This window comes from Amycolatopsis sp. NPDC051045, assembly GCF_040682955.1.
Classification (GTDB): Bacteria; Actinomycetota; Actinomycetes; order Mycobacteriales; family Pseudonocardiaceae; genus Amycolatopsis.
The window spans coordinates 330,303-351,370 of record NZ_JBFBCC010000009.1 but is presented as its reverse complement, the minus strand read 5'-3'; the positions used below and the strand labels follow the sequence as shown (position 1 = coordinate 351,370).

The 21,068-nt window shown below is 70.6% G+C and carries 18 protein-coding genes and 1 pseudogene; 11 read left to right on the top strand and 8 right to left on the bottom strand.

All coding sequences use genetic code 11. The annotated features are described in order from the left end of the window. Positions 1 to 35: 35 nt before the first annotated feature. From AB0M80_RS23465 to AB0M80_RS23455, 3 genes are read right to left on the bottom strand one after another with little or no spacing between them, the layout of a single operon-like run. A complete protein-coding gene (locus tag AB0M80_RS23465) occupies positions 36 to 1,313 on the bottom strand; it encodes a HEAT repeat domain-containing protein (protein ID WP_364568448.1) in 1,278 nt (425 codons plus the stop codon). Beyond that, positions 1,220 to 2,503 carry a hypothetical protein gene (locus tag AB0M80_RS23460; protein ID WP_364568445.1) on the bottom strand — a complete coding sequence of 428 codons (1,284 nt, stop codon included), beginning with the start codon at positions 2,501 to 2,503 and terminating at the stop codon, positions 1,220 to 1,222. The genes AB0M80_RS23465 and AB0M80_RS23460 overlap by 94 nt, the downstream gene beginning before the upstream one ends. Continuing rightward, positions 2,475 to 3,149 (bottom strand): hypothetical protein, encoded by a 675-nt coding sequence (locus tag AB0M80_RS23455; protein ID WP_364568442.1) that lies wholly within the window; start codon positions 3,147 to 3,149, stop codon positions 2,475 to 2,477. The genes AB0M80_RS23460 and AB0M80_RS23455 overlap by 29 nt, the downstream gene beginning before the upstream one ends. A gap of 185 nt (positions 3,150 to 3,334) precedes the next feature. Between AB0M80_RS23455 and AB0M80_RS23450 the strand changes: the two genes are divergently transcribed. From AB0M80_RS23450 to AB0M80_RS23430, 5 genes are all read left to right on the top strand, one after another. Further along, positions 3,335 to 3,652 (top strand): hypothetical protein, encoded by a 318-nt coding sequence (locus tag AB0M80_RS23450; RefSeq protein WP_364568439.1) that lies wholly within the window; start codon positions 3,335 to 3,337, stop codon positions 3,650 to 3,652. 110 nt (positions 3,653 to 3,762) lie between these two features. Continuing rightward, positions 3,763 to 4,602, top strand: coding sequence for an enoyl-CoA hydratase-related protein (locus tag AB0M80_RS23445; RefSeq protein WP_364568436.1), 840 nt, complete (start codon positions 3,763 to 3,765; stop codon positions 4,600 to 4,602). Next, positions 4,599 to 5,183 (top strand): acetoacetate decarboxylase family protein, encoded by a 585-nt coding sequence (locus AB0M80_RS23440; RefSeq protein ID WP_364568433.1) that lies wholly within the window; start codon positions 4,599 to 4,601, stop codon positions 5,181 to 5,183. Before AB0M80_RS23445 ends, AB0M80_RS23440 begins: the two co-directional genes overlap by 4 nt. A 224-nt stretch (positions 5,184 to 5,407) precedes the next feature. Then, a complete protein-coding gene (locus tag AB0M80_RS23435; RefSeq protein ID WP_364568430.1) occupies positions 5,408 to 8,338 on the top strand; it encodes a ribonucleoside-diphosphate reductase subunit alpha in 2,931 nt (976 codons plus the stop codon). Between the two features lie 16 nt (positions 8,339 to 8,354). Further along, positions 8,355 to 9,428, top strand: coding sequence for a ribonucleotide-diphosphate reductase subunit beta (locus AB0M80_RS23430; RefSeq protein WP_364568427.1), 1,074 nt, complete (start codon positions 8,355 to 8,357; stop codon positions 9,426 to 9,428). Between the two features lie 64 nt (positions 9,429 to 9,492). Here AB0M80_RS23430 and AB0M80_RS23425 read toward each other — a convergent pair whose 3' ends face one another. Continuing rightward, on the bottom strand, positions 9,493 to 9,897 hold the full coding sequence (locus AB0M80_RS23425; RefSeq protein WP_364568425.1) for a pyridoxamine 5'-phosphate oxidase family protein: 405 nt from the start codon (positions 9,895 to 9,897) through the stop codon (positions 9,493 to 9,495). A gap of 81 nt (positions 9,898 to 9,978) precedes the next feature. On the opposite strand from AB0M80_RS23425, the gene AB0M80_RS23420 reads away from it, so the two are divergent. The 4 genes from AB0M80_RS23420 to AB0M80_RS23405 all read left to right on the top strand — a co-directional run bounded on the left by AB0M80_RS23420 (position 9,979) and on the right by AB0M80_RS23405 (position 15,050). Next, on the top strand, positions 9,979 to 10,956 hold the full coding sequence (locus AB0M80_RS23420; RefSeq protein ID WP_364568422.1) for an AraC family transcriptional regulator: 978 nt from the start codon (positions 9,979 to 9,981) through the stop codon (positions 10,954 to 10,956). Positions 10,957 to 10,973: 17 nt separating this feature from the next. Next, positions 10,974 to 12,431, top strand: a complete 1,458-nt coding sequence (locus AB0M80_RS23415) for a cytochrome P450 (RefSeq protein ID WP_364568419.1) — start codon at positions 10,974 to 10,976, stop codon at positions 12,429 to 12,431. Between the two features lie 237 nt (positions 12,432 to 12,668). Further along, positions 12,669 to 14,486 (top strand): diguanylate cyclase, encoded by a 1,818-nt coding sequence (locus tag AB0M80_RS23410; RefSeq protein ID WP_364568599.1) that lies wholly within the window; start codon positions 12,669 to 12,671, stop codon positions 14,484 to 14,486. A 102-nt stretch (positions 14,487 to 14,588) separates the two neighbouring features. Then, positions 14,589 to 15,050, top strand: coding sequence for a peroxiredoxin (locus tag AB0M80_RS23405; RefSeq protein WP_364568416.1), 462 nt, complete (start codon positions 14,589 to 14,591; stop codon positions 15,048 to 15,050). On the opposite strand, the gene AB0M80_RS23400 is transcribed toward AB0M80_RS23405, so the two are convergent. The 4 genes from AB0M80_RS23400 to AB0M80_RS23385 form a co-directional block, all read right to left on the bottom strand. Beyond that, complete coding sequence (locus AB0M80_RS23400) at positions 15,016 to 15,570, bottom strand: GNAT family N-acetyltransferase (RefSeq protein ID WP_364568413.1); 555 nt, start codon at positions 15,568 to 15,570, stop codon at positions 15,016 to 15,018. The two genes, AB0M80_RS23405 and AB0M80_RS23400, sit on opposite strands and share 35 nt — an antisense overlap. 41 nt (positions 15,571 to 15,611) lie before the next feature. After that, complete coding sequence (locus tag AB0M80_RS23395; protein ID WP_364568410.1) at positions 15,612 to 16,826, bottom strand: LCP family protein; 1,215 nt, start codon at positions 16,824 to 16,826, stop codon at positions 15,612 to 15,614. A 96-nt stretch (positions 16,827 to 16,922) separates the two neighbouring features. After that, on the bottom strand, positions 16,923 to 18,176 hold the full coding sequence (locus tag AB0M80_RS23390; protein WP_364568407.1) for a cyclopropane-fatty-acyl-phospholipid synthase family protein: 1,254 nt from the start codon (positions 18,174 to 18,176) through the stop codon (positions 16,923 to 16,925). A gap of 90 nt (positions 18,177 to 18,266) precedes the next feature. After that, positions 18,267 to 18,959 (bottom strand): alpha/beta fold hydrolase, encoded by a 693-nt coding sequence (locus AB0M80_RS23385; RefSeq protein WP_364568404.1) that lies wholly within the window; start codon positions 18,957 to 18,959, stop codon positions 18,267 to 18,269. A 114-nt stretch (positions 18,960 to 19,073) separates the two neighbouring features. On the opposite strand from AB0M80_RS23385, the gene AB0M80_RS23380 reads away from it, so the two are divergent. Together AB0M80_RS23380 and AB0M80_RS23375 are read left to right on the top strand one after the other, a co-directional pair. Further along, positions 19,074 to 19,802 (top strand): SIS domain-containing protein, encoded by a 729-nt coding sequence (locus AB0M80_RS23380; protein WP_364568401.1) that lies wholly within the window; start codon positions 19,074 to 19,076, stop codon positions 19,800 to 19,802. Beyond that, positions 19,729 to 21,068 (top strand): annotated as a pseudogene (locus AB0M80_RS23375) (serine hydrolase domain-containing protein). Before AB0M80_RS23380 ends, AB0M80_RS23375 begins: the two are co-directional and overlap by 74 nt.

Genomic DNA, 21,068 nt, shown 5'->3' with positions numbered 1-21,068 from the left:
CCTTCCCGGAACTCTCCGCAGTGTTGCGTTCGGGCTTAGCGCCACCGCCACCAGGAGAAGCGGCGGAGGACTTCGATCGCCCGGCCTCGATCGCCCCTCGAAACACTCCGATCGTGGCTCAGATCGTCGAGCAGATCGATGATCACGACACGATCCAGATCCACGTTGCCGATGGGATCCGACCGGAAGTCGTCCGACGTGGACATCCGGACGTCCACCGTGCCCGACGGCCGCGCGTATTCGCCGAGCAGGAAATGGGCGAGCAGCTCGGCCGCGTCGACACGAGCCGGCCCCGCCATACTCCGGTCGCCGATGAAGCCGACGAGAACGCGAACCGCGGCCGGCTTGTCGATCTTTCCCTGCAGGCCCGCGACGTAGACCCGGGCGCGGTCGCTGAGGGAGTGGTCACCGACCAGCGACTTCACCGCGTCAGCACCACAACGGCCACCGATCTGGAGCATGATCTCGAGGACCCGGAGCCTTCCGTCGTCGTCGAGCGTCGTGTCCCGGACCAGCGACTCGAGCAGCTCCGTCGAGTTGTACTCCGCCATGGCGGCCAGCATCTCCACCGCGCCGATCCGCACGTTGAGGTCACTCACGCGTTGCGTCGCGATGCGTTCGAGATCCCTCAGCGCTTCCTTGTCCCCGCGTTCCGCCAATGCACCGGCGGCCCGGATCCCCACGTGCGGATCGACCGAAAGGTCCGACGCCAGCTTCGACAACACCTTTTCCGCGTTGGAGCCACCGTGTTTGACCAGCGCACGGACCGCCTCCTCGCGCACGTAGACCGGAACGTCGGCCCCGCGGGCCAGTCCGTCGAGCAGCTCGATCCCGCGCACCTCTCCGGCGCCGGCCAGAACACCGGCGGACCGGACTCGCGAGTACCCGCTCATCCTGCCGTCCAGTGCGAGCTCGGCGAACAGATCCGCAGCCGGCCCGGCTTCCAGGCCGCGGAGGATCATGACCAACGCGACCCGTTCGCGCCCGGCCAAGGTGGCGTCTCGCGCAAGATCGACGAGCAGGTGGGACACGTGGTCCGGATCGAGCGACGCCACCCGCGCCGCGAGCGTGGCCCGCATCCGCGAGTCGATCGACCTGTCCCTCGCCAGCTCCTCCAGCAGCCGGCCCGCGGCTGCGACGTCGACATCGAGATCGACAACCGCCTCGGCTGCCCGCGCGCGGATTGCGGGGTAGAGGTCGCCGGCGCGGGCGATCGAGCTCAGCCGGTCGAGCGCGTCCTCCGCACCGGTGGAGGCCAGAAGACGGAGAGCCAGGAAGGCGTTCTCGAACCGCTCCTGATCACCCCGAACCACTCCTCGAGCACGACGAGAAGGCGCGGAAGCCACGGGATGACCCAGGATCCGGACGAGATCCACGAGCTTCTCCGCCATCGCCAGAACGACGCTTCCCGGCACATCGGTGCCGAGACGGAGCAGAACGGCGATGAAACCGCACCCGGCCAAGCCGCCACGGGCGACCAGCCGGAGCAGGTAGCCGGCGACAGCGTCTTGAACCTCGCCGCACTGGTCGATGACGAACCGCCGCGCAGGATCACCAAGCCGCTGCGTTGCAGCAGACTTTGCAAGTACTCGCGCCAAACGGTGGCCGGTACCCGTTTGGGACGCTCGGCACCGGGCAGCCCCGAGAAGATGTCCAAGATCGAAACAGAGCTGCCACCCTGCATCTCCGCCGCCGACCGGGAGATCAGTTCGAGGAGGCGCTCGAGGGTCCGCCAACCTTCGCCGAGGGCCTCGTCCCCGTAGCATGGCAAACTGGCCCGCACCTGGGCCTGGATACCCGACGTGTCCGCGCCCTGCATGCGCCGCGTCAGCTGCTCCACGTATTTGCGGTAGATTTCGCCGCGGCTGGCCGGCAACGGCGCGTCCGGGTTCGCGCCGTGCAACTGGCAGAGCAACGCCGCCATCAACGGCGTCCGGGCAAGACCGAACACCCTGGTCCGTCGGACCGCGCTCGCGAACCTCTCGGCCACCCGGTCCGGGTTCTCAAGTCCGAGCACCCGGAACCAGTCGGCGGAAACGCGGTTCAGGTCCGACCAGGTGAACGGTTCCAGCTCGTACACCGGAGCCTGCGCGCCGAGGACGGCGAGCTCCCATTCGGGCAGGGGCCGGGTGGCGATGACAAACCGGTACTGGCGTCCACGGCCGCCGTCGGAGATCTGGTCCAGCGCGGCCAAGAGCTTCCGGCGACCGGCCGTGTCGGTGATCTCGTCGAGCCCGTCGACCATGACGAGCCACGGCACGTCCTCGTACGGGCACTTCTTGAACAAGTCGTCCGGTAGCTTCTCGAGCAGGCCGAAACCGCTCAGCTCGGCGGTCGCCGCCTCCGCGAGCGCGGCCGCCAGCGGCTTGCCCGACAAGGCGGCCGCGGACACCAGGATCGGCAGCGAAGTCTCGAGCTCACCCGCTCTTCTCGCCTCCACCGCCCGGATCAGATGGGTGCGGAAGAGACTGGTCTTACCCCCGCCGGGGGCGCCGACGACCACACAGATGCGATCGCTGTCCAGGATTTTCTTCGGCGGACATCCGGCCCGCCACGCGTCGAGCCGGCGGCATGGACGTCCAGGAAGCAGACTCGCCGGCCAAGGAGACCGGCCCCGCGCCGAGCTTCCCGGGCACAGCCGACCGCGTACGTATGTCTCCGACCCGGACTCGCTGACGCACGTAGACCTCGGTCAGCGGCGGCGTGTTCCCCGGCAGTACGCCCGGGTAGGGATGCTCTTGAGCCGCCCGGACGGCCGCCGCGATGTAGTCGTCGATCAGGGAGTGAGCCGGACGGCCCGCCGGCTCGGGTTGGGGCTCCGTCCGGGCCCGGCCCTTGGCGGGCCGGCCGGGCTGGGCGGCCTCCAGCAAGTCGGCCCAGTACCGCTCGACGGGAGCGGTGACGCCGGCCTGTTCGCTCCACACCCGCACGAGCGCGAACACGGCCGTCAAACTGCCGGCCGATGGCGTTTTGGTCTTCGAAAAGTCTTCCGCCAGCCAGTCGCTCAACCGCTGACCCCGAAAATCGGCGACGAGATACGGCGATTTGCGCAAGATCCGTTCGGTTTCGTCCTGCGACAACGGACGGAGTCCGGCTTTGCGACGAGCGGCGTCGGCCTTGCCTTTGAGAGCGCGCAGCTCGTCGTACAACCGCCGCTCACTGCGTGTAGCGATGGCTCCCTCCCCGCCCCCATCCTTTGCCCGCAGCGGGTGATGTCACCGCTCGAAGCAGCGTGCAGCGTAGCCCACGAACCGCCCGCTTCACCCGTTCGAGGGTCCAACTCGCCGGAAGCAGCGAACGATCTTCCTCCACAAGCACCTGACGAGGAGGCACCATGCACTGCCGGAAAAGCGTCGGCGATGAGATCGAGACGACGGGACAAATCGTGGCCACGGCGGGCCGAGAATTGCCGCGGCGCGCCGGAGAAGCCGGTTCGTCATTCCTCGCCTCGGTGATCCACCTTGCCTTGACCGGCGACCGAGAAGCCTTCATCAGGATCGTTTCGCTGTTTCTCCTGCTGGTCGGCGCCGTGGTCCTCGTGGGCGCTGTGCTCCCGTGGGTTTCCGCCGTCGCGGTCGGCGGCGCTTCGGCATGGGCGGGCCGCCGAGCCCGTCGTGGCACTGGCAAGGCGTCCACCCGGGCGCAGTCGTGACCGAAGCCGACGGAGTCGGCCCTGCCGATGCCGGACCTGCTCGCCCCGGACGCTGCGGACCCACTATTGACATCTTGCCAGTAGCGCCGGACTGGAATAGCTTCGTCGGCATGGCCGAGTACGCCGAGATTACCTACGCCGTCGCGGAGCGGGTCGCCACGGTGACGCTGAACCGCCCGGAAGCGCGCAACGGCTACACGATCCGGATGGCCGACGAGCTCGGCGCGGCGATGGATCGCGCCGACCGCGACGAAGACGTCCGGGTCGTCGTGCTGACCGGTGCCGGGAAGGACTTCTGCGTCGGCGCGGATCTCTCGCAGGGTGGCTTCGACTTCGACCCGTCGACCGGCCCGGACGCGGCGTGGCAGGAGCCGGCCGGCCGGTGCTCGAAGCGGATCTTCACCATGAACAAGCCGGTGATCGCCGCCCTGCACGGCGCGGCTGTCGGTGGCGGCATCACCATCACGCTGTCCTGCGACTACCGGCTCGCCTCGGACGACTCGCGGTTCGGCTTCGTGTTCACCCGCCGCGGCATCTACCCCGAAGGCGCGTCGGCGTGGTTCCTCCCGCGGCTGGTCGGCATGGGCACCGCGCTCGACTGGATGATCAGCGGCCGCGTCTTCACCGCGGCCGAGGCGCTCGAAAAGGGGCTGGTGCACCGGGTTCTCCCGGCCGGGACCGTGCTCGAGGAGGCGTACGAGCTCGCGAAGGAGATCGTCGAGACGACCGCGCCGGTGTCGGTCGCGGTCACTCGCCAGCTGCTCTACCGGATGGCGAGCGCCGGCTCGCCGTTCCCGGTGCACGAACTCGACTCGAAGCTGATCGGCGGGCTCGGCACGAGCCCGGACGCCGTCGAAGGCGTCCTGTCGTTCCTGCAGAAGCGGCCGCCGTCGTTCGGCATGCGCGTCGACGAGGACCTGCCCGCCTACCTCCCCTGGCTGGAGAAATGAGCCACTACCCGCCGCAGCCCTGGCACCTGACCGCCGACGCCCACGTGTCGATCTGGCGGGTCCCCGCGCGCGACGTGCACCCGGACGCCCTGTCCGTCGCCGGGCACACCTCCGTGTTCACCGCCTGGATCGCCTACCGCGAGCCCGGGCAGCTCAGCTACCACGAGCTGCTCGCCGCCGTCCCGGTGCGCGGGAAGCGGACCACGTGCACGATCACGCAGATCTGGGTCGACTCCGAAATCTCCCTCGCCGGTGGCCGCGAGCTGTGGGCCATCCCGAAAGACCTCGCCGCGCTGCAGTTCACCGACCGCACCCACACCGCGGTGACCGGCGACGGCTGGATCGCCACCGCGGCGTTCACGCCGAGGCCGGGCCTGCCGCTCGCGCTCCCCACCGGATTCGACGTTCTCCAGGACCGCGACGGCACCCCCGTGCGGACCCCGGTCGGCGCGAAGATCCGGCCCCGGCTCGCCGCGGCCGACTGGACGGTCAACGCCGCCGGTCCGCTCGGCTACCTGGCCGGCCGACGCCCGTTCCTGAGCCTCGCCCTGCCCGGCACACAGCTGCGTTTCGGGGCCTGAGCAGCGCCTCTGGGTGATCACGTAACACGGCAGAGTGAGCTCATGACACGCCATCTGGGGCTCCGCGCGCACATCGACCCCTACATGTAGTCTCTGGGAACCGGCAGCCCCCAGCGACGGGGAGACCGCTGCAGAGGGTCGCCGGGCAGCTTTGAAGAACCTGCAGCGCACGGCCTGGTGAGGCCGTGCGGCGATCGAACGCGCCCGAAAACTTGGAGACACGCATGTCAGTCGAAACCGGTCAGCGGCCCTCCGCTGCCGACGCACCCACCGCGATCCGGGTCATCCGGCGGGACGGCAGCGTGTCGCCGTTCGACGCCGGCAAGATCTCGGTCGCGCTGACGAAGGCGTTCCTCGCGGTCGAGGGCGGCGACGCCGCCGCGTCCTCCCGCGTGCACCACGTCGTCGCCGAGCTGACCCAGCAGGTGGAGACCACCCTGCTGCGCCACGCCGGCCCCGAGACCGCCCTGCACATCGAGCAGATCCAGGACATCGTCGAGCTCGCGCTCATGCGCGGCGAGCACCACAAGGTCGCCCGCGCCTACGTCCTCTACCGCGACGAGCGCGCGAAGGCCCGCGAGGCCGCCAAGCCGGCCACGACCGAGGTCGCGCTGAACGTCAAGGGCACCGACGGCGTCCTGCGCCCGCTCGACTGGGCCCGCGTTTCCCACGTGGTGGGCGAGGCCGTCGCCGGCCTCGAGGACGTCACGGCCGAGCCGGTGCTGGCCGAGGCCAAGCGCAACCTCTACGACGGCATCAGCGCCGACGAGCTGGCCCTGGCCCAGATCATGGCCGCCCGCGTGCTGGTCGAGCAGGAGCCGAACTACTCCTACGTCTCCGCCCGCCTGCTGCTGGACAAGCTGCGCGGCGAGGCGCTGAGCTACCTCGCCGGCACCCCGCGCCTGGCCAGCCAGGACGAGATGGCGGCCGAGTACCCCGCGTACTTCCGCGCCTACCTGCGCCGCGCGATCGAGCTGGAACTGGTCGACGCCGAGCTGCAGCGCTTCGACCTGGACCAGATCACCGCCGCGATCCGGCCCGAGCGGGACCTCGACTTCGGCTTCCTCGGCCTGCAGACGCTGTACGACCGGTACTTCCAGCACCACGACGGCACCCGCTTCGAGCTGCCGCAGGCCTTCTTCATGCGCGTCGCGATGGGCCTGGCCGTCCGCGAGGACAATCGGGAATCTCGGGCAATAGAGTTTTACGAGCTGCTGTCGAGCTTCCACTTCATGGCCTCGACCCCGACGCTGTTCAACTCGGGCACCACGCGCCCGCAGCTGTCGTCCTGCTTCCTGACCACGGTGGACGACGACCTGGACTCGATCTTCCAGGCGTACAAGAACAACGCGCTGCTGGCGAAGTACTCGGGCGGCCTCGGCAACGACTGGACCCCGGTCCGCGGCCTCGGCGCGCACATCAAGGGCACCAACGGCCAGTCGCAGGGCGTCGTGCCGTTCCTCAAGATCGCCAACGACACCGCCGTCGCCGTCAACCAGGGCGGCAAGCGCAAGGGCGCGGCCTGCGCCTACCTCGAGACGTGGCACGTCGACATCGAGGAGTTCCTCGACCTGCGCAAGAACACCGGTGACGACCGCCGCCGCACCCACGACATGAACACCGCGAACTGGGTGCCGGACGAGTTCCTCCGCCGCGTCGAGGCCGACGCGCAGTGGACGCTGTTCTCGCCGAACGAGACCCCGGACCTGCACGACCTCTACGGCAACGACTTCTCCGCGCGCTACGCCGAGTACGAGGCGATGGCCGACCGCGGCGAGATCAAGGTGTTCCGGCGCGTCCGCGCGGTCGACCTGTGGCGCCGCATGCTGACCATGCTGTTCGAGACCGGCCACCCGTGGATCACGTTCAAGGACCCGTGCAACCTGCGCTCGCCGCAGCAGCACGTCGGCGTCGTGCACTCGTCCAACCTGTGCACCGAGATCACGCTGAACACCAACAGCGAAGAGGTCGCGGTCTGCAACCTCGGCTCGGTGAACCTGCTCAAGCACGTCACCCCCGAGGGCCTGGACACCCAGCGCCTCGAGAAGACCGTGCGCACCGCCGTCCGCATGCTGGACAACGTGATCGACATCAACTTCTACACGATCCCGGAGGCGCGCCGCTCCAACCTGCGCCACCGCCCGATCGGGCTGGGGCTGATGGGCTTCCAGGACGCGCTGTTCGAGATCGGCGTGCCGCTGTCGTCCGACGCCGCCGTGCAGTTCGCCGACGAGAGCATGGAGCACATCTCCTACTACGCGATCTCGGCGTCGACCGACCTCGCCGAGGAGCGCGGCCAGTACCAGTCGTTCGAGGGCTCGCTGTGGAGCAAGGGCATCCTGCCGATCGACTCCATGCAGCTGCTCATCGACGCCCGCCAGGGTGACGGCCTCGACGTCGACCTGTCCACCACGCTGGACTGGGCGCCGCTGCGCGAGCGCGTCAAGACCGTCGGCATGCGCAACTCCAACGTGATGGCGATCGCGCCGACCGCGACGATCTCCAACATCTGCGGCGTCGGCCAGTCGATCGAGCCGCTGTTCCAGAACCTGTACGTCAAGTCGAACATGTCCGGCGACTTCACCGTGGTGAACCCGCACCTGGTCCGCTCGCTCAAGGCGCGCGGGCTGTGGGACGAGGTCATGGTCAGCGACCTCAAGTACTTCGACGGCAGCCTGGGCCGGATCGACCGCGTCCCGGACGACCTGAAGGCGCTGTACGCGACGGCGTTCGAGATCGAGTCGAAGTGGCTGGTGGACGCGGGTTCGCGGCGCCAGAAGTGGATCGACCAGGCGCAGTCGCTGAACCTGTACATCGCGGCGCCGAGCGGCCGCAAGCTCGACCAGCTCTACCGCTACGCGTGGCACAAGGGCCTCAAGACCACGTACTACCTGCGGGCGCAGTCCGCGACGCACGTGGAGAAGAGCACCCTGCGCGGCACCGACGGCAAGCTGAACGCCGTCTCGGCCACCCCGGCCCCGGCGGCGCCTGCCCCTGCGGCCGCCCCGGCACCGGCACCCACGCCCGCCCCGGCCCCGTCGGCTTCGGTCCCGGCCGTCAAGCCGGAGGCGATGCCGGCGACCGACGTCGACTTCGTCGCCACCGAAGGCGCCGCCTGCCGCATCGACGACCCCGACTGCGAAGCCTGCCAGTAAAGGAATCCCTGTACAGATGACCAACGTGGAGACGACGGACGCGACCGGCCTCGGGGAGATCGAGGTCGGCGCCGCCCGGATCAACGTCGACGACAAGCGCATGATCAACGCGCGCGCCGACGTCAACCAGCTGCTGCCCATGAAGTACACCTGGGCGTGGGAGAAGTACCTCGCGGGCTGCAACAACCACTGGATGCCGACCGAGGTCGCCATGCAGGCCGACATCGCGCTGTGGAAGTCGAAGGACGGCCTCACCGAGGACGAGCGGCAGATGCTCAAGCGCAACCTGGGCTTCTTCGCGACCGCGGAGTCCCTGGTGGCCAACAACATCGTGCTCGCGGTGTACCGGCAGATCACCAACCCCGAGTGCCGCCAGTACCTGCTGCGCCAGGCGTTCGAGGAGGCCGTGCACACGCACACCTTCCAGTACATCTGCGAGAGCCTCGGCCTGGTCGAGGGCGAGCTGTTCAACATGTACCGCGAGGTCCCGTCCATTGCGGACAAGGACGCGTGGGCGCTGAAGTACACGCAGAACCTGGAGAACCCGGAGTTCGAGACCGGCACGCCGGAGGCCGACCAGGCGTTCCTGCGTGACCTCGTCGCGTTCTACGTGATCTTCGAGGGCATGTGGTTCTACACGGGCTTCGCTCAGATCCTGTCGCTGGGCCGCCGGAACAAGATGGTTGGCATCGCCGAGCAGTACCAGTACATCCTGCGCGACGAGTCGATCCACCTGAACTTCGGCATCGACTGCATCAACCAGATCAAGATCGAGAACCCGCACCTGTGGACGCCCGAGTTCCAGGAAGAGGTGCGCGGGATGCTGCGGGAGGCGTGCGAGCTGGAGGTCAAGTACGCACGCGACACGATGCCGCGCGGCATGCTGGGCCTGTCGGCGCAGCTGTGCGAGCAGTACATGCACTTCATCACCGACCGCCGCGCGCAGCAGATCGGCCTCACCCCGATCTTCGGCGAGACCGAGAACCCGTTCCCGTGGATGTCCGAGGCGATGGACCTGAAGAAGGAGAAGAACTTCTTCGAGACCCGCGTGATCGAATACCAGTCGGGCGGCGCTCTCGACTGGGACTGACCTCCCCGCGTCCGTGAATGCCACCTTGAGGGACCAAGCGTCCCTCAAGGTGGCATTCACGTCTTCAGTACGCGTAGCGCCGCACGGTTTCCGGGTGGATCACCAGGCGCACCTGATCCACGGCCAGGATCGCCTTCAAGTCGGCCGCGCGAGCCGGGTCGCCGAGGTCCCAGTACCGAGCCGCCAAGCGCTCCGCCAGCTCATGAGCGCCGTCGGGTTCGATCGAAGCGCGGCCCGCGACCGACACCCAGCGCTCGCGCTCGCCCACCGGCGCGGCGACGACGATCGAGGCGCGCGGGTCACGGCGCACGCGTCGCACCTTGAGCGCGTCCGGTTCGGTGAACAGCTGGATCGTGCCGTCGTCGGTGGCCTCGAACCACACCGGGCGGGGCTCACCGGTGGACACGGTCAGGAACCCGTGCAGAGGGCGGCGAAGGAACTCGAGATCGTCGGGGGTCATGGCGTTCATGAGATCAGTGAACCGCACCGATCCGGACGATCCCATGGGTGAAAAGCCGGATTCCCTGTCCGTTCGTCTAACCTCGCGACCGTGGATGACCTCTTCCGCGGTGTGCGGGCCCACGGCTCGCTGTTCGGCAGCTCGGCCCTGTCCGCGCCTTGGGCCCTGCACTTCGTCGACGGCGCGCCGCTGACCCTGTGCACCGTCCTCAGCGGCGGCGGCTGGATCGTCCCCGAGCAGGGCGAGCCCGAGCCGCTGCGTGCCTATGACACCGTCGTCGTGCGCGGGCCGGGCACGTTCACCTTCGTGGACGAGGTCGGCACCCGCGCCGAGCCGGTCGCGTGCGGCGAGTTCTGCGCGACACCCGAGCAGGGCGGGACGCGGCACCGGCGCGGCTGGCACGACGACGGCGACGGCGCGACCACGCTGATCGTCGGCGCCTACCCGGCCGGCGGCGAGGTCAGCCGTCCGCTGCTGGACGCCCTGCCCGTCGTGCTCCGCGTGAGCGGCGGCGGCACGGGCGACGCCGTGCTGGACCACCTCGCCGCCGAAGTTCGCGTCGACGCGCCGGGCCAGCAGGTGGTCCTCGACCGCCTGCTCGACTGGATGCTCGTCTGCACGCTGCGCGCGTGGTTCGACCGGCCCGGCGGTGAACCCCCGGCGTGGTGGACCGCTCAGCGAGATCCGGTCGTCGGCCCCGTGCTGCGCCTGCTGCACGACGCGCCCGCGGCACCGTGGACCGTCGGCGCGCTGGCCGGCCGCGCCGGGGTTTCGCGTTCGACACTGGCCAAGCGGTTCGCCGAACTGGTCGGCGAACCGCCGCTGACCTACCTCACCCGCCGCCGGATGGCCCTCGCCGCGGACCTCCTGACCGAGCGGGCCACCGCCACCGTCTCGGAAGTCGCCCGCAGCGTCGGGTACGCCGACGCCTTCGGGTTCAGCGCGGCGTTCAAGCGGATCCGGGGCACCACGCCGAGCGAGTTCCGGAAGCACCGCCACGGACCACCCGAAAAGACGGCGCCCCAGGTATTGTCAGACCGTCAACAAGGGTGCATCGTGGAGGGGTAGCCGTTCTCGACGGGGAGATGGTCACTTTGCCGGGCACCGTGAGCCGAGCCGCCGAAGCACTGCGCGAACGCGTGCCGCCGCTGACCGCCCTGCCCCTCCCCCGCGGCGTCGACGAGCGCTGGCTGCGCTCGCGCTGGCCCGTCAAGGAACTCGCCACGCCGCCCGCGGGCAGCGGTCTCAAGCCGGTGCTCGGCGACGAAGGACCGCCGCTGGTCGGGCACATGCTCGAGATGATGCGGTTCGGCACCGCCTTCGGGCTGCGCCGCCACGAGCTCTACGGCCCGGTGTCGTGGACCGGCGGGTTCGGCCGCCGGATCGTCGCGCTGTCCGGTCCGGAAGCGACGCAGATCGCGCTGGTCAACAAGGACAAGGCGTTCTCGCAGGAGGGCTGGAAGTTCTTCATCGAGAAGTTCTTCGAGCGCGGCCTGATGCTGATGGACTTCGGCGAGCACCACCTGCACCGCCGGATCATGCAGGAGGCCTTCACCCGCCCGCGGCTCGCCGGCTACGTCGGCGAAATGGGCCCGGCCCTGCGCGAAGGCGTCGCTGGGTGGGGCAGCGGGCGCCCGCGGCTGTACTGGGCCCTCAAGCAGCTGACCCTCGACGTCGCGACGCGCGTCTTCATGGGCATGCCCAGCGGCGACGACGCGGCCCGCGTCAACCGCGCGTTCGTCAGCTCCGTGCGGGCCGGCACCGCGCTCGTCCGCGTCCCGGTGCCGGGCGGCCGCTGGTCGGCCGGGCTGCACGGCCGGAAGGTCCTCGAGCGCCACTTCGGCCAGACCCTGCCCGCCAAACGGCGTTCCGGCGGGGACGACCTGTTCGCCGCGCTGTGCCAGGCCACCACCGAGGACGGCGACCGGTTCTCCGACACCGACGTCGTCAACCACATGATCTTCCTGATGATGGCCGCGCACGACACGACGACCATCACCAGCAGCGCCATGGCCTACTACCTCGCCAAGCACCCGCAGTGGCAGGAACGCGCCCGCGCGGAATCCCTGGCCCTCGGCGACGACCTGCCCGACATCGCGGCGCTGGACAAGCTGGAAACCCTCGACCTGGTGATGAAAGAGGCGCTGCGGCTGGTGGCGCCGGTGCCGTCGCTCGCGCGCAAGACCGTCAAGGACACCGAGGTGCTCGGGCACTACATCCCGGCGGGCACCCTGGTCGGCGTCTCACCGACGGTGAACCACTTCGCCCCCGAGTGCTGGACCGACCCCTTCGCGTTCGACCCGGAGCGGTTCGCGGAGCCGCGCCGCGAGGACAAGGCGCACCGGATGGCGTGGATGCCGTTCGGCGGCGGTGCGCACAAGTGCATCGGGCTGCACTTCGGCAGCCTCGAGGTGAAGTTGCTGATGCACGAACTGCTGCGGGCGTACCGCTGGTCGGTTCCGGAGAGTTACACCGCGCGCTGGGACTACGTCTCGCTGCCGGTCCCCGCGGACGGTCTCCCGGTCCAGCTGACCCCGCGCTGACCCGGATACTGTCCACCACCGCATACACCGGGTAACGAAACGTTACCTTTTGTGGAGATTCGTTCACTCGTTCAGCCGGTAGACACCCCGTGACGTCCATGATGGCGTGGCATCGATCGTGGGCGAAGGCTGCCTGGTGTGGCTTCATGGTCCCCGACACCGTGTCCGACCTGGCCATACCTGTGCGTGAAGAGGTGGAGTGTGCGTGAGCCCGGTGCCGCGCCAGGACTGCTGGACGTGGCGCGCCGGTGGGCGGCGACGTTGGCCGACACCAAAGGAGTAACGCTTCCTCCGGAGAAGCTCGAAGCGCTGCTGCTGGAGGTCGCGCACGACGCGGTCGGCCAAGCCGCCTCGAAGCACGACGGCGCCCTGCAGCGCTTCACCGCGCTTTACGCCGCGTCACCGATGGGGATCGCGCTGGCCGATCCCGACGGCGACATCGTGGAGGCGAACCTCGCCCTCGGCCAGCTGCTCGGCTGCTCGCCGGACCGGTTGCGGGGCAGGCACCTCACCGACCTCGGCTCCACCGACCACGACGTCTCCCGGCTCAAGGCGGGCTTGGAGCAGGTGCGCTCGGGGCGGGACCGCTACCAGGAGCGGATGCTGCTCGACCACACCGAGGACGGGCAGCTCTGGACCGACGTCACCCTCGCCCGGCTGCCCGGCGACCGGCCGGGCTCGATCTACCCGGTGCTGATGGTGTCCGACGCGAACGAGCTGCACCTGCTGCAGGAGCGGCTGCTGCACCAGAACGTGCACGACCCGCTGACCGGGCTGCCCAACGCGTCGTCGTTCACCACCAAGCTCGAAGCCGCGCTCGGCGCCGGCGCGCACGACGACATCGCGCTGATCTACCTCGACGTCGACGGCTTCAAGGTGGTCAACGACGGCCTCGGCGCCGGGGTCGGCGACCAGGTGCTGCGCGGGGTCGCGAACAAGCTGTCGGCGGTGTTCACCGGCCACCACGACGGGTTCGTGGCGCGGCTGTCCGGCGACGGCTTCGCGGTGCTGCTGCGGGGCGAGCTCACGGCGACCGAGGTCGTCGGGCTGGTGGAGCGCGCGCTGGAGGACCTCAACGAGCCGATCTACCTCGGCGGGCACGGCATCGGCGTCAGCGCCAGCGCGGGCATCGTCGTGCGCGCGGCCGTCGAAGGCGGCGCCGCGGAACTGCTGCGGGCGGCGGAGATCGCGCTGCACCGGGCCAAGGAGGCCGGCAAGGCGCAGTGGATGCTGTTCGACCCGGAGCTGGACGCCCGCGACCGCAGCCGCTACCAGCTGGGCGCGGTGATCGCCGGCGCGCTGGAGAACGGCGAGTTCTCGCTGGTCTACCAGCCCACGGTGAAGCTCGCCCGCCCGGACGAGCTCGCCGCCGTCAACGCCGGGCTGCGGTGGAACCACCCGGAGAAGGGCGAGCTGGGCTCCGACGAGTTCTACCCGCTGGCCCAGACCACCGGCATGACGGTCCCGCTCGGCCGCTGGCTGCTCGCCGAGTCGCTGGCGGCGACCGCCCGCTGGCGGACGCACCTGGGCGACGCCGCGCCGGACGTCTGCGTCCGGCTGCCCGTCCGGCTGGCCATCGACCCGGACCTGGTGCTGCTGGTGAAGGAGCAGCTCGACAAGCACGAGCTGCCGGCGAGGGCGCTGCGGCTGTGCACCGACCGCGACTCGATGCTGGACCCGCGCGGCGAGGTCCTGGACTCACTGGCCGTGCTGGCCGACCTGGGTGCGCAGCTGGTGCTGACGATTTCCGGATCGGCGGACCTCGAGCTGATCCCGCAGCACGGCCTCCCGGTGCGGCACGTGATCCTCTCCGGGCCGGTGGTCGACGCGCTCGACGCCGAAGAGCCCGCCGAATCCGACCTGCGGCACCTGAGGCAGCTGATCACCCGGGCCCGCGAGCTGCACCTGAAGGTCGGCGCGGAGGGCGTCCGCACGCACGAACAGGCGGCCCGCCTCCGCCAGCTCGGCGTCATCGCGGCCCGCGGCCCGTTCGTGGCGGACTCGGCCACCGGCGACGAGGTCGACGAGCTCATCGCCCGCCACCCGAGGACCTGAGCCGAACGCAACCGGACCACAGCGGCGGCAGACCAAGCCGGTGGCGCGGCGGCTCCGAACACCGGGCAGGATGGGTTCTGCCGCCGACGAGAAGGGACGTCCATGGACGCCGGAGACCTCGCCCCCGACTTCACCCTGCCCGACGACCGGGGCCGCGAGCGCACGCTCTCGGACTTCCTGGCCACGGGTCCCGTGGTGCTGTTCTTCTACCCGGCCGCGATGACCGGCGGCTGCACGGCGGAGAGCTGCCACTTCCGCGACCTGGCGGCGGAGTTCGCGGCGGTCGGCGCGCACCGCGTCGGCATCAGCCCGGACGCCATCACGAAGCAGCGAGCCTTCTCGGAAGCGAACAGCTTCGACTACCCGCTCCTGTCCGATGTGGAGGGTGAGGTCGCGAAGCAGTTCGGCGTGTGGCGGAAACTCCTGCCGATGCACGCCAAGCGCGCCACGTTCGTGATCGGCGAGGACCGGAGGATCCTCGCGAAGATCAAGAGCGAGCTGAACTTCACCGTCCACGCCGACGAGGCGCTCAAGGTGCTGCGAGAGCGGAACAAGGTGTCCTAGCGAGCCGCCACACGTGGTTGGTGCCGGTGCACGACGGCGCCAGCGGCTTCTCCGCCGGTTCCTCGCGCACCTTGGTGAACCCGAGGCGCGCGGGCACCGCTCCACTTCGGACGTTCAGCTCGTCGTGCTTGATCTCGACGTACCCGGCGCCGAGGCGGAACGCCTCCTCGATCAGCAGCGTGACGGCCCGGGTCATCAAGCCGCGGCCCGTGAAGCCCGGAGCGAGCCAGTAACCGATTTCGACGCCGCCGTCGCGCGTCATCACGCCGACGCCGCCGGCCAGCTCGGCGCCGGCCGCGAGCGCGTATTCGTACGCTTCGCCGCTCTCCCAGCGCTTCACGGTCAGCCGGAGGAATTCCGCCGAGTCGTCGTCGGTGTACCCGCCGGTGGCCCAGATCAGCCAGGCGCCCAGGTGCGCCAGGGACCCGCCGACCACGGCCGTCAGGACGGTGCGGTCGCCGGGGTGCCAGCGGGTCAGCGCCAGGTCACCGTCGCGGAAGGTCTCGGCCGGGGTCTCCATGTGTCCATGGTGCCCCGGCCGGGGCACCGGCCGCGCGGCATTTAGTTCACGATGACGTTGTCCGGCACCGCGGTGTCGTTCTTCAGGGCGTCGAACAGCTGCTTCGACTTGGCCTTGTCCCAGTTCTCCGCCGACCCGCTGGTCACCGGCACCGTCGTCGTCACGACGCCGCCCGAGGAGATCCCGCGCATCGCGATCGCCAGGCCGGCGAGGTTGTGGACGTGGTCGCCCGAGTCCATGGTCAGCGCGTCCGGCGCCGAGGACAGCAGCGGGAAGAGGTCGAACGGGTTCAGCAGCGTGCCGGGGCTGGCGATCTCGCTGACCAGCGCGCCGATGAACTTGCGCTGGTTGGCGACGCGGTCGAGGTCCGACCGCGGTGTCGCGTCGCTGTGGCGCATGCGGACGAAGCCCAGCGCCGACCGGCCGTCGAGCGTCTGGGGGCAGCCCGCCTTGATGCTGATCCCCGTCATCGTGTCGTTCATGTCCTGGTCGATGCACATCTCGACCCCGCCGATCGCGTCGACGATCTTGGCGAACCCGCCGAAGCCGATCTCCGCGTAGTGGTCGATGTGCAGGCCGGTCGCGCCTTCGACGGTCTGCGCGAGCAGCTTCGGGCCGCCGAGCGAGAACGCCGCGTTGATCTTGTTCTTGCCGTGGCCGGGGATCGACACCTGCGAGTCGCGCGGCAGCGACAGCAGCGTCGGCTTGGTGTCGTTGTCCGGCAGGTGCGCGAGCATGATGGTGTCGGTGCGCTGCCCGCCACCCGCCGCGGCGACGTCGCCCGTGGCGAGCCGCTCCTCGTCTTCCGCCGTGAGGCCTTCGCGGCTGTCCGAGCCGACGATCAGCCAGTTGGTGCCGGACTCGGCGACCGGGCGGCCGGAGTAGTCGGCGAGCGCGTCGACGCGCTTGATCGAGAACTCGAGGTAGACCCAGACGCCGGCGAGGAACACGACGAACACCAGCACCAGGGTGCCGAGGACCTTGCCGAAGCTCCACCGGCGCCGGCGCGGCGACCGGGACGGCGGGTAACCGTCGTCGGCCGGACGGCGGGGCGGGTCCTGCCTCGGCGGCGGGGGCGGCGCGTACTGCGGCTCCTGCTCGCGGGTGCCCATCGGGCGGGTGCGCTCGTCGTACGGGCTGCGGCCCCGCCCGGGCAGCGGCATCATCTGCGCGCGCTGGTGGTCCCGGGAGCGTCCGGAAGGCCGGGGCGGCGGCATCCGGCGCCCGCCGTCGTCGCCACGGTACGTCATCACCATCACCCAATCCCGATCCGGACAAACGTGTCGTGGTCAGTACACCGCACGTGCTCGATGGAAGGACGTTCGGCACCGGGGTCGGGTTGCTGCCGGAAGTTACCGGTCGGTCGCCTCGTAGCCGAACTGGTGGACCTTGAGGTACCCGGACCGGAACCCGGCCTCGGAGTAGGCCAGGTAGAACTCCCACATCCGGCGGAAGACGTCGTCGAACCCGAACCCGGCGATGTCGGCCCAGCGGTGCAGGAACCGTTCGCGCCACCACCGTAGCGTGCGTGCGTAGTCCTGGCCGAACTCGCGCATCCCGGCCAGCTTGAGCCGGGTGCCGGCCTTGACGCCTTCCTCGATCGACCGCACGGACGGGATGAGACCGCCCGGGAAGACGTACTTGTGGACCCAGCCGTAGGCGCGTGCCGCCGCCAGCATCCGGTCGTGGTCCATGGTGATGGCCTGCAGGCCGAACCGCCCGCCCGGGCGCAGCCGCTCCCCGATCGTGGCGTAGAACGCCGGCCAGTAGGACGCCCCGACGGCCTCGATCATCTCGACGCTGACCACGGCGTCGTACCGGCCGCTCGACTCGCGGTAGTCGCACAGCTTCACTTCGACGCGGTCGGCGAACCCGGCCGCCGCGATGCGTTCGGTGGCCAGCGCGCGCTGCTGCTCCGAAATGGTCAACGACGTCACGCGTGCGCCGCGGGCCGCGGCGCGGATGGCGAGTTCACCCCATCCGGTGCCGATCTCGAGGACCTCGCTGCCGTCGCGGACCCCGGCGTAGTCGAGCACGCTGTCGATCTTGCGGTGCTGCGCGGCGGTGAGGTCGTCGCCCGGTGCGAACAGCGCCGAGGAGTACGTCATCGACTCATCGAGGAAGGTGCCGAACAGGTCGTTGGACAGGTCGTAGTGCCGGTGGACGTTGGCCCGCGCACCCTCGAGGGTGTTCTCTTCGGACGGCGGCTGCGTCCGCTCGGCGAGCCGGCGGAACTTCTGCAGCACCGGCGGGACGAGCGTGGCCATCCGCTCGGCAAACGGCGTCAGCACGTCGGCCAGGTCGGAGGCGGTCCAGTCACCGGCCATGTAGGACTCGCCGAAGCCGATCTTGGCGTCGACGCCGAGGCGGTGGAAGAACGCGTCCGGGCGCAGGATCCGCATTTCGGGCGCCTCCGAGCCGCCGGCGCCGAGCACGGTGCCGTCTCCGAATGTCACCCGCACGGGGAGCGGGCGGACCGCGCGGCGGAACAGCGCGGCGGCGATCCGCGCGCGCAGCGCGGAGTGCGGCGGCGTGGCCAGGCCCGGCCACCGGGTCCCGTCGGGGGCGTCCGGGGCCGACGCCCGGTCAGTGCTCGAAGTGGTCACGGATGCTCCCTCCGGCCGGCTACGCCGGGGATCGATCCTAGTCGCCGCACCCCGCGGCGCGCTTCGCCGAATGCCCTGTTCGGGGCACTCTCAGACGGGTATCCGCAGCCGCTGCGGCCCGGTCGCGGCCCACGCCCCGCGCAGGGCACCGCCGTCGTCCCCGGCGAGCAGCTCCAGGGTGAAGGCCACGGTCAGCCGGGTCCACACCCGGGCGCGGCGCAGCATCGCGTGACCCTCTCCGGCGATCTCGAACCGGGCGACGCGGGCGGCGACGCCCGCGGCCCGCTCGGCGAAGGCGTGCGACTCCGCCGGGCTCGTCATCCGGTCGCGGGTGCCGTGCACGACGAGCACCGACCGGCCGGCGACGGCCTCGACCGGCTCGCCCCGCGGCGTCCACGGCGCCAGGGCGCAGACGCCGCGCACGGCCGGGTCGTCGGCCACGCGCAAGGCCACCCGTGCCCCCATCGAGTGACCGACCAGCACGACCGGCAGGCCGGGGTGGTCGGCGCGGATGCGTTCGAGGGCCCAGCGGGCGTCGTCGACCGGGTCTTCGGCGGGCGCGTTCCAGCCGTAACGGCGGTTGCGCAGCAGCCGCACCTCGAGGCCGTCCTTGCGGCCGGCCCGGTGCAGGGCCCGCGCGATCGGGACCATCCTGAGGTAGGCGGGCTTCCAGGGCTGCACCGGGCCCGTTCCGTGCTCCGCGCCGCCGTGCAGCACGAGCACGACCGCCCGGGTCCGTCCTCGCGCCCGCCGCACGGACACCGCCGGTTCCGCCTCGCTCACCCGTGTCCTCCTCGCCCGCACCCGGGACAACCCCGGCCGCCCACCCGGCTATTCCACCGCGTAGCCCCATCTTCGCGGTAGATTCGGCGCCCGGTTCCCGACGGAAGGGTGGGTGTGGTGAGCGCCACGGACATCGCAGGCAGCGTCGCCAAGCAGCTGGCGGACGTCGAACAGGCCAACGCCGAAGCGGTGCGTGCCGCGGCGGACCTCGTGCTGGGGGTGATCCGGGCCGACGCACTGGTCTATACCGCGGGCGCCGGGCACTCGCTGGCGGCGGTCGCCGAGACGTTCTACCGGGCCGGCGGGCTGGCCTGCGTCTACCCGCTCTACCACCCGGAACTGCTCCCGCTGCACGGCGCGGTGCCCAGCACGCAGACCGAGCGGCGCAGCGGCCTCGCCGCGGAGGTGCTGGCCGAGCGCGCGCCGGGCCCGGACGACGTGCTGGTGGTGTTTTCGACGTCCGGGTCGAACCCGTACCCCGTCGAGCTGTGCATCGAGGCGCGCAAGCGGGGCGCGGCGGTGATCGCGGTGACGTCGCGGGCCTGCGTGGCGGCGGCGCCGCGGCGGTCGTCGAGCACGCTGGTCGAGCAGGGCACGGTGGTGCTGGACTCCCTGGTGATCCCCGGTGACGCGAGTTACCCGCCGGACGCCCCGCGCACCGCACCGCTGTCCACTGTGGTCAACGCGTTCCTGTGGAACCTGGTGCTGGCCCAGGTGTACGACCGCGGTACCGCCGAGGGCCTCGACGTCCCGCTGTGGCGCAGTTCCAATGTGGAGGGTGGCGACGAGGCGAACGTCGCACTGCTGGCGAAGTACGGCGACCTCGTCCCCCCGCTGCGGTAGTTGGTCGGAAAGCACCGGCCGGGCACGTCTTGACCACGTGCCCGGCCGTCCTAGCGTCGACATACCGACTGGTCGGTGTGGACCGGTCGCCCCCGGAGGAGGTCCGATGGACAGTGCCACGGCGACGGTGCACGGCCAGTGCGCTCCCGGCTTCGAGCCGGTGCGCGAGGCCTTCGAGGAGAACTTCCGCTCCCGGGGCGAGCTGGGGGCCGCGTTCACCGCCATCCGGCACGGCGAAGTCGTGGCGGACCTGTGGGGCGGCTGGTCCGGCCCGGACCGCACCCGGCCGTGGCAGCCGGACACCCTGGCCAACGTCTGGTCGACGACCAAGGGCATGACCGCGCTCTGCGCGCACAAGCTCGCCGACGCGGGTGAGCTCGACGTGGACGCGCCGGTGGCGAAGTACTGGCCCGAGTTCGCCGCGGCCGGGAAGTCCGCGATCCCCGTGCGGTGGCTGCTTTCGCACCGCTCCGGCGTGCCCGGGATCGGCCTGGAGCGGCCGGTGCGGGTCGAGGAGCTGTACGACTGGGACCTGATGACGTCGCTGCTGGCGGCGCAGGAACCGTTGTCCGAACCGGTTCCGCCGGCGGTTACCACGCGCTGGCCTACGGCTGGCTCGTCGGCGAAGTCGTCCGCCGGATCGCCGGGCAGGGCATCCGCGAGTTCTTCGCCGAGCAGATCGCCGTCCCGCTCGGGGCCGACTTCTCGATCGGCCTCCCCGAAGACGCCGACCTCGATCGCTGCGCGACCCTGGTGGACCCCGTCATGACCGAGGAAATGGCGAACGCGCTGGCCACGGCGTTCGCCGACGCGGGCCCGGTCGCGCTGGCTGCGCTGGCGAACCCGCGCGTCCAGGGCCACGACGCCAACGACCCGGCGTGGCGGCACGCGGTCATGCCGGCGTTGAACGGCCACGGCACGGCCCGCGCGATCGCGACGATCTACGGCGCGCTGGCCACCGGCACCCTCCTGTCCGCCCCGGCGCTGGCGAAGGCCCGCGAGAGCCAGGGCAAGGAGATCGACGCGGTGCTCGGCCTGCCGAACGAGTGGGGCCTGGGCTTCTACCTCGGCAGCGACGCCCGCGGCTTCGGCCCGAACCCGGCGGCCTTCGGCCACGACGGCCTCGGCGGCTCCACCGGTGCCGCGGACCCGGAAACCGGCATCGCCTTCGGCTACACCCTCAACCAGCTGGGCCCCCTGATCCGCGACGACCCCCGCAAAATGGCCCTGGTCCAGGCCCTCTACGAGTCCCTCCTGAACACGTAA